Genomic DNA, 433 nt, shown 5'->3' with positions numbered 1-433 from the left:
GGCACAGGATCGGCTGGAAGAGGATTTTACCCGGCTGGCGAAAAATGCCGTGGGGGACAACACCGAATCGCTGCGTGTCCGGCAGGATGTGCAGGAAGTGAAAGCGTTGCTGGGGCGACGGCATAAACTGTACCGCAGTGCACTCACCTTTCTGGTCCGTGGCAGGGATCTGCCTGATTTGAATCATCGGGTGCACCAGTTATCGTCTACCCTGTTGACCGCAGGCTTGCAGCCTGTCCGGCCTGAATTCAGTGTGTCACCGCTGAATGCCTATTTACGGGCGCTGCCGATGTGCTTTAACCCGCAAAAGGATAAAAAACACTGGCACAGCCGTCTGATGTGGGTGCAGCATCTGGCCGGATTATTGCCGGTGACCGGGCGCTCAACCGGCACCGGGCATCCGGGGTTCAGTTTCTTTAACCGCGGCGGGGCA

General features: G+C 58.2%; 1 protein-coding gene. It reads left to right on the top strand.

The features are described from left to right. Window positions 1-433 (top strand): TraC family protein (locus Xinn_RS21545; RefSeq protein WP_479688280.1); only part of this gene is annotated, 433 nt, incomplete at both ends.

The sequence above is a fragment of the Xenorhabdus innexi genome, from assembly GCF_002632485.1.
GTDB classification, from domain to species: Bacteria; Pseudomonadota; Gammaproteobacteria; order Enterobacterales; family Enterobacteriaceae; genus Xenorhabdus; species Xenorhabdus innexi.
This window is presented reverse-complemented; position numbering and strand designations above follow the sequence as displayed.